This window comes from Pseudoalteromonas sp. MIP2626 (genome assembly GCF_013414205.1).
Lineage (GTDB): Bacteria > Pseudomonadota > Gammaproteobacteria > Enterobacterales > Alteromonadaceae > Pseudoalteromonas > Pseudoalteromonas nigrifaciens.
In genome coordinates, this window is the sequence record NZ_JAATTW010000084.1 from 1 (window position 1) to 7,008 (window position 7,008).

10 protein-coding genes are annotated in these 7,008 nt (G+C 38.4%); 6 read left to right on the top strand and 4 right to left on the bottom strand.

Going from position 1 to position 7,008, the window contains the following annotated elements; all coding sequences use genetic code 11:
• Together HC000_RS17790 and HC000_RS17795 are read left to right on the top strand one after the other, a co-directional pair.
• Positions 1 to 310 (top strand): hypothetical protein (locus HC000_RS17790; protein WP_179808343.1); only part of this gene is annotated, 310 nt, incomplete at its 5' end.
• Positions 311 to 390: 80 nt separating this feature from the next.
• Positions 391 to 1,206 carry a GIY-YIG nuclease family protein gene (locus HC000_RS17795; RefSeq protein ID WP_179808344.1) on the top strand — a complete coding sequence of 272 codons (816 nt, stop codon included), beginning with the start codon at positions 391 to 393 and terminating at the stop codon, positions 1,204 to 1,206.
• Positions 1,207 to 1,259: 53 nt separating this feature from the next.
• Here HC000_RS17795 and HC000_RS17800 read toward each other — a convergent pair whose 3' ends face one another.
• Positions 1,260 to 1,553 (bottom strand): hypothetical protein, encoded by a 294-nt coding sequence (locus tag HC000_RS17800; RefSeq protein WP_179808345.1) that lies wholly within the window; start codon positions 1,551 to 1,553, stop codon positions 1,260 to 1,262.
• A gap of 149 nt (positions 1,554 to 1,702) precedes the next feature.
• Between HC000_RS17800 and HC000_RS17805 the strand changes: the two genes are divergently transcribed.
• Positions 1,703 to 2,587, top strand: a complete 885-nt coding sequence (locus HC000_RS17805) for a hypothetical protein (protein ID WP_179808346.1) — start codon at positions 1,703 to 1,705, stop codon at positions 2,585 to 2,587.
• 142 nt (positions 2,588 to 2,729) lie between these two features.
• Here the strand turns inward: HC000_RS17805 and HC000_RS17810 are convergent, their stop codons facing one another.
• From HC000_RS17810 to HC000_RS17820, 3 genes are all read right to left on the bottom strand, one after another.
• Positions 2,730 to 3,680, bottom strand: coding sequence for a replication initiation protein (locus HC000_RS17810; protein WP_179808347.1), 951 nt, complete (start codon positions 3,678 to 3,680; stop codon positions 2,730 to 2,732).
• Between the two features lie 554 nt (positions 3,681 to 4,234).
• Positions 4,235 to 4,519: a type II toxin-antitoxin system RelE/ParE family toxin gene (locus HC000_RS17815; RefSeq protein WP_179808348.1), complete on the bottom strand. Its 285-nt coding sequence runs from the start codon at positions 4,517 to 4,519 to the stop codon at positions 4,235 to 4,237.
• Positions 4,509 to 4,751: a type II toxin-antitoxin system RelB/DinJ family antitoxin gene (locus tag HC000_RS17820; RefSeq protein WP_165734371.1), complete on the bottom strand. Its 243-nt coding sequence runs from the start codon at positions 4,749 to 4,751 to the stop codon at positions 4,509 to 4,511. Before HC000_RS17820 ends, HC000_RS17815 begins: the two co-directional genes overlap by 11 nt.
• Positions 4,752 to 5,372: 621 nt before the next feature.
• On the opposite strand from HC000_RS17820, the gene HC000_RS17825 reads away from it, so the two are divergent.
• The 3 genes from HC000_RS17825 to HC000_RS17835 form a co-directional block, all read left to right on the top strand.
• Positions 5,373 to 5,621, top strand: a complete 249-nt coding sequence (locus HC000_RS17825) for a hypothetical protein (protein ID WP_179808349.1) — start codon at positions 5,373 to 5,375, stop codon at positions 5,619 to 5,621.
• Positions 5,608 to 6,504, top strand: a complete 897-nt coding sequence (locus HC000_RS17830) for a site-specific integrase (RefSeq protein WP_179808350.1) — start codon at positions 5,608 to 5,610, stop codon at positions 6,502 to 6,504. Before HC000_RS17825 ends, HC000_RS17830 begins: the two co-directional genes overlap by 14 nt.
• Positions 6,501 to 7,008 (top strand): hypothetical protein (locus tag HC000_RS17835; RefSeq protein ID WP_179808351.1); only part of this gene is annotated, 508 nt, incomplete at its 3' end. The genes HC000_RS17830 and HC000_RS17835, both read left to right, overlap by 4 nt.

Below are 7,008 nucleotides of genomic sequence, written 5' to 3' on the forward strand. Positions count from 1 at the left end.
CAACGATGAATTTGCAGAAGCAGAGAGGCTACAAAATAGGGCTCAACAAAAATTAATTGAAGCTGAAAACGAAAGGCGCAATGCTGAAAAATTAAAAAGAGAAGCAATAACCTTGGTGAACGAAGCAAAAGCCAAGCAATCCGAAGCTGAGGATTTAAAATCAAAGGAAGAATTTAGTAAGGTTCACGCTGGAGAGGCAATGCAGCGCTATAAACGACAGGTAGATAAGCTTAGAGCAGATCAGGATGAGCTATTTAAATTCGTTAAAAAGCACCACCCTAGCTTAATAAACGGTAATGAAAAAAACTAAAGGGTATTAGCAGATGTAACTTGTTTGCGCTCACCAATAGATAACTTTTAAATAGATAAAATACTCAAGGAAGGAAAACAATGAAAGACTATTACGTTTATGTATATATAGATCCTCGAAACCATGAGGAGTTTTATTATGGTAAAGGGAAGGGGTCTAGAAAAAACAGCCACTTATTTGAAGATAGCGACACCGAAAAATCTAAACGAATTAAAGCAATAAAAGGTGAGGGCCTAGAACCAATCATTCGTGTAATTGCTTGTAAACTATCAGAACATGATGCGCTTTTAGTGGAAAAAACACTTTTGTGGAAATTAGGAAAACAGCTCACGAATATATCATCAGGACATTACTCAAAAAACTTTAGGCCACATGACTCTATACATAAAAAAATCCCCGGTTTCGACTACCAAAACGGTCTCTATTACTACAACATTAGTGAGTGTGAATATAGAAACTGGGATGATTATGTGAAATATGGATTTATCTCTGCAGGGCAAGCACCGAGGTTCAGAGATGCAATGCTTAGCTTCGAAGTAGGGGACGTAATAGCTGCCTATTATCCGAAACAAAAAAAGCTAAGAGGATATTTAGGCATAGGTAAAATAAAACAAAAGGCTTTACCAATAAAAGAAGTTTGTATTGGTGAAACACCGTTGTTAGCACTACCTCTAAAATGTAAAAACATGTCAGCTAACTCAGATTCTAAAGAAAACTCTGAATATGTAGCACTAGTAGATTGGTATGTAACCCTAGAGCGAGAGGATGGGAAATTCAAAAGTAAATCAGGGATTTACACACCACAAAAGGTAAAGGCATCACTAGAAAATCAACCTATAACAATAGAGTTTCTAGAATCCGAGTTTGGAATAGAATTGAGTAGCCTAGTAATTTAACTCTTATAGATATTACGAGGCTCTTTTAAGTGCTGGGTATACCAAAATGATACTCACTGGAACCAATCCTCATTACTATAAATATTATTATAACTAACGTTTTTTAGGATTTTTTCTAATATTTCTTTAACCTTAATATTAGAAAATCTCATTTCAAAAACTTGCTCCAAAGTAACCCCGAGGCCATAAGCCAGCGGTAACCTATAACGAACATATTCGCTATAGCCTCTAGGATTATCATAAAACCTTCTGTCATAGTCATCGATAAAACCTTGAAAATATGCAATTTCACCAACATTAGAAAGCGTACTCCTTTGGATTTTATGCTGATATTCATCCCTACTCATTATTATCACTCCTGTGTATGACTGTACCCTTATTTTAATCGTTTTTTGAAAGTGCGGACTAACGAACGCTTATACTTTATCGTTGTAAAAGGCATAATGATAAACTCTTATTTATATAATCTTATTATTAAGACAGGGAAGCCAAATAAATGAAAAAGACATTACTTTTTATCTTATTCTTATCTATGAATGCATCTGCAAACTACATTCATAAAGACATTCCTTTAATACCTCTCACTCCTAAATGTGCATCAACAATAAAAATGTTAGGAACAATGAGTTCAGGTTTTAATTCTTTACGGGTAAAACCTGATGTATGGCAGGCAACAAGAGAAGTCATTTCTAATGGTGATATGAAAGAAATGTTTCGTGTAGTGCCAAGTAATATAAAGAAAATATCAGCAATTATGGATACCCAAAGAGCTAAAGATTACGAGAGTATAAACTGTAGAAAAATACCAGTTAAGAACAAAGAAATAATGGCTTTAAATGAGAAAAGTCGCACGATTGAAAAGCTCTACAATGAGATATATTTAGATGCATCAATTGAATATCAAGCTGAAATATTAAGAATAAGCAAAGAAAAGCTAAAGGTTGAAACTATTATTAATCAGCTTAAACAAAAGAAATTAGAAAACATTAATAAAATAGAACGCATTAATGAAATCTTTCTAAGTAAGGCACCTAAGAAATTTCAAGTAATAATAACCAGAAGACTTGAAAGCGGAACAATGTTGGGAACAATGAATGGAGAGTTTGTCGGAGTGCAAGACTCACATAACATAATAAGTAATGCCGGCATTTATGAGTTAGAGCTCATTAAATTAGAGGGTACTTTATCCCGTAAATTAAATAATGGTTTTACCCAAGTTATAGATATATACGGCACTTCAAAGAGAAAACAAAATGACTTTGAGGCATGGAAAAACACCTCAGAAGCAATTGAGTTGAAAAACGAATATAACTCAGCTAAAGAATACTCTACACAGCTTGATGAGGAGATAAAAAAGCTAAAGGAAAAGGTTATTATCTGATAGGGGTTAGCTTCCCATCCCCTATAAACGATAGTGAACAAAATTAAGAAATAGACACTAATAAGAAACTTCATTGTAAAACCCTTTTAAATTAGAAAACCTAAAAAAGGCTATTATCTGATATGGCTTGTTTTCGCGATCGCTATTTTAAAATTTTTGCATACTTACTGACTGTACTTGCTGATATTTTAAGATCCTCTGCGATTGCTGCATGCGCGTAACCTTGTGACTTCAAATTGCGTACAGCCTCCCAAAGCTCCCAATTTACTTTCACTGTTCCTGCGGGTCTGCCGCCCCCTTTAGATACTTTACCACCTTTAGCACCCTGCTTAGCTTGCCACTCACTAAAACCGGTTGCGCTAAAGTTCTTGTGCGTCCACCGCGCTACGCTCTTGGCTGTGGCTTTAATTTCACTTTGCGGCAGTGGCTCTTTGAATGTTTTTTTATTGTAACCCTCTGCCCTGGTTAAGCAGGCTTCGAGCCAACGCTCGTATTCTGGCCATCCCTGCCTAATCGCTTTGTAAGCCCACGTACTGAGATAATCAAATAAGTTACAGTTACGCCCTAACCCATAATCAGGAAGCCGTTTACGGCCACTGTAGGCGCTCAAATCAACATAATCAGCGAGCCAATCCAAATTATATAAGCACGGCTCCCATGTAGAGACTTGCCAATGTGGATTTAAAGGGTTCTTACAAATAAGGCCAGCGTAACCTATATCGGCACCAAGCTTTTCTCTCAGCGCGTTTTCCACGGCTGCAGCGTAGCGTAATGGTGCACTGCGACCATCTGGTGCCGTTCGAATAGAGACTTCAAGACCATAAATCAAATGCGCATGGCCGTTTTCACGGTTTGTTGCAATGATATTAGGTGCGGGTGCACCTGAATCGTACCAATCTAAGGATGCATTCGGTTTGTCTACGTCAAACACTAACCAGTACTTATGCGTCGGGCCATTCGCTTGAATATAGCGTGATTTTATCGCGTTCTGGGCACGCGCAATTGCTAAGCCATTCGCGAACTCATCGGTATGGTACGGTTTTTTGGGTAAACGCTGCTCAAAAAGTGAGAGCTGTTGTGCGCTGTTATTCAATTCTCGCCGCGCTTATGGCGGTTTTGACTTGTGAAGTGTTTTTCATGTGGTATTATTCTTCCTGAGATTACATAGTTTCGATTTTTCGGAATTATCTCGAACCCTGATTATTCATAGCCTCCCGCCAAGTTGGAAATGAATATCGGGGTTTTGTTTTATTAGGGCTTAGGTTACGCCAAAAGATTTGGCTGAGCAAGGACCCTTTAAAACGACAAAACACCTCAAAAAATGCCTCTCGATAAAAACACAGCCTGAACCACCAAAAAGGTCGCGATAGCCCATACCGGTTTTTATGTTAAATACGTTTTCTCAGTACACACTCCCCGTTTGTGCCCAACAAAGCGTTTGTTTTTACCCGGTTCACACTCAGATCCAGTGCAAGTATCAAAAAACGGCTAAACTCGTTTTCCGGTGCCTTTATAAATAATCTATTTCATCTTTTTAGACACAGGTTTTTTCATTCTTGTTTCAAGTGAAACAAAAATGAAAAACCTTAAATTTAATCTTTAAAATCAAAAACATAAACGCAATAACTACTATTTATCAAAAAGCGGTTAAACTCGTTTTCCAGCGTCTTTATACGCCTCTGATTTATCTCTTTTGCCTATCGCCACAACAAGGATAGACACTTTTTCATCGTGCACTTGGTATATTAACCGGTACCCAACTTGACGTAATTTAATCTTGTAGCAGTCTGGGAGTTCTCGTAGCCGGTTAGCTTCAACCCTTGGTTGTTCCAGTACTTCACCTAACTTCTTTTTAAACTGATCACGCACGGTTGAGCCTAATTTACGCCATTCTTTAAGCGCACGGGGATCAAATTCTAACTCATAGGTCATCTAGCGAGACCTTTACTCCGGTTTTTGGATCAGCTAAACGGGCTTGTGCCACAGCAATAAGCGCTTCATCTTCACTTGTTAGCAGCACTGATTTGAACGGCAGTTTTTCTCTTTGTGCAACGTATTCCAGTGTTTGTCTCAATAACTCTGATGGCGTTATTCCTAATTTTTCTAACGCTGCATAAGAACGCACTTTCAGATCATCATTAACACGAATATTTATAGTAGCCATAACGCACCTGTATTTACAATTGTATACACGCATTGTATTCCACTGACACAACTTTGCAAGCTCCAAAAACGGATTAAAATCGCCTGTGGGCGATTTTAAACGTTTTTGTGAGCCAACAAGCGCAGCGCGTTAGCCCCCGCCAAAACAGCGTAAAAAAGTTGAGAATTTTGCAAGCCTCCAACCCGCTGGGTACAACTCGTAAAACGAGCTGTAACCCAGCGGGTTAGAGCCATATAGCAATTTCACGCAAAAACTAAAACGCATTGCGTGAAATTGATTTATTTTTGACTTTTTATTTGTTGCTTGTAATATAGGAAGTTCTTAAAGAGTAGTGCCTATAGCACCGTACTTTACCGGTTAGTACCAAATCAAACCGAGACTGAAAACAACCGTTTCAGTACTGAACCCATACAGTAAATTTGGAGGCTATACGCTTCTCAGAAAAGAGAAAATCCGTTCTAAAGCTCGTAAAGCTTAAGTCTTATCAACTTTAATTGATGCGTTTTAAGGTGAGAACAGTCCGAACCAATGCAAACGATATTGCAAAACAGGGGCGAATAGGTATTCAGTTACCGCTGAGTTAAGCGACAGCTTTTCCAGTTAGACTTACAAAGAGAAATTATGACCAATTTTGATCCAGATAAAGAAGTTGCAGAGTTAAAAAAAGATTCAGAGCTACGCAGAAAGCGTAGCTATAGCCAGCGCAAATCAAAGTTAGATAAGTATCATGCTGAGATGGAAAGATTGCGCCAAAAGGGCTCGACAATAGCGGAGATCACACGTTGGTTAAGTGAAAAAAAACGCTTCACAGTAGCGGAGTCTACTGTTCATCGCTGGTTAAAAAGTAAAGATATTCATGGCAAGATTTAGTGTAAAAACCCCTGAGCAGCAAGCATTTTCTGTCACCAAGGATTTTACACGTAACAATATATTAGACTCCATAAGAACGGTTGATAATTATCGTGGGGCACTAAAAAGTGTGGCGAAGAATATGCAGCAATATGGGCTGGGTGACTTATTAAGAGGCCTGACTCCAGAAACCGCCAATTCATACTTGAATATCCGCGCTGAAGAAGTTCGTCAATCGCAATTAAATATGGAGCGCCAAGCAATACAGTGCATGATGCACAACGTTACAAAAACACTAGACAAAAATAACAAATTAGACTCTTCAATAAAATCAAAGCGTGAAACCATAGAAGCCAGCCGCTCTTATACTCCAGAGCAAGTACACGCCATAGCCTCCGCACAAAATGAACGTAACGCACTGGCAACAGAAATTGCATATGCAGCGGGACTACGAGCACATGAATTATTGACGTTACAACGTATAGAAGAGCGAGCCCCATCAAACAGATCTGCACTAGAAAGCAAATTTAATGGTCGTGATGGAGTGAGTTACACCGTACAAGGAAAAGGCGGTCTTGTACGAAAAGTCGTTTTACCTCATTCACTTTCAGAACGCTTAGAAAGCAAACGCCTGGACACAGCAAACACTGTAAGAGACAGAGACATAAATTATCGTTCTCAGTATGATATTGCAGGTGGCCAACGCTGGTCTAACTCATTTTCTGCAGCATCAAATCGTGCTCTTGGGTGGTCATCTGGTGCACATGGCGTTCGTCACTCATACGCTCAAGAACGTATGTCCGAGTTACAAAATCAAAGATTAAATTACACTACGCGTCTAGAAACTGTTAGCCAAGAAATGGGTCATTTTAGACCGGATATCACAGAGGTTTACTTACGATGAAATACCTTTTCGCTCTTATTATTGCTTTAGGTTTAGCCGGTTATTTTGGGTATCAATCTCTCGATAGTTACTACGAAAGTAGGGTTAGTGGTGATGTGAAATTTTATCCCAATCTAAAAAAATTCGCTTACACCGAAAGTGCTGATGGCGAGTTAACGGTTACATTTAAAAGTACCAGCAATACAAAATTAGGCTGGGAAAACGTATGGGATAACAGCTTAGCCTTAGCTACAGGTGCATTAGTTGGTGGAACAGCATTTATACTTTTGTTTTTATTCTGTGGGCACAGACTCGTAAACATTGAATTAAGTAGTAAAATCAAATCTCTTGAAGCTAAAAACGAACATGACTTAAATGAATATAAAAAACAGTTAAAAAACAAAATAGAGCAGGCTAATAGTGCAGAAGAAACCGCGAAAAACGCACTCAACGATGAATTTGCAGAAGCAGAGAGGCTACAAAATAGGGCTCAACAAAAATTAATTGAAGCTGAAAACGAAAGGC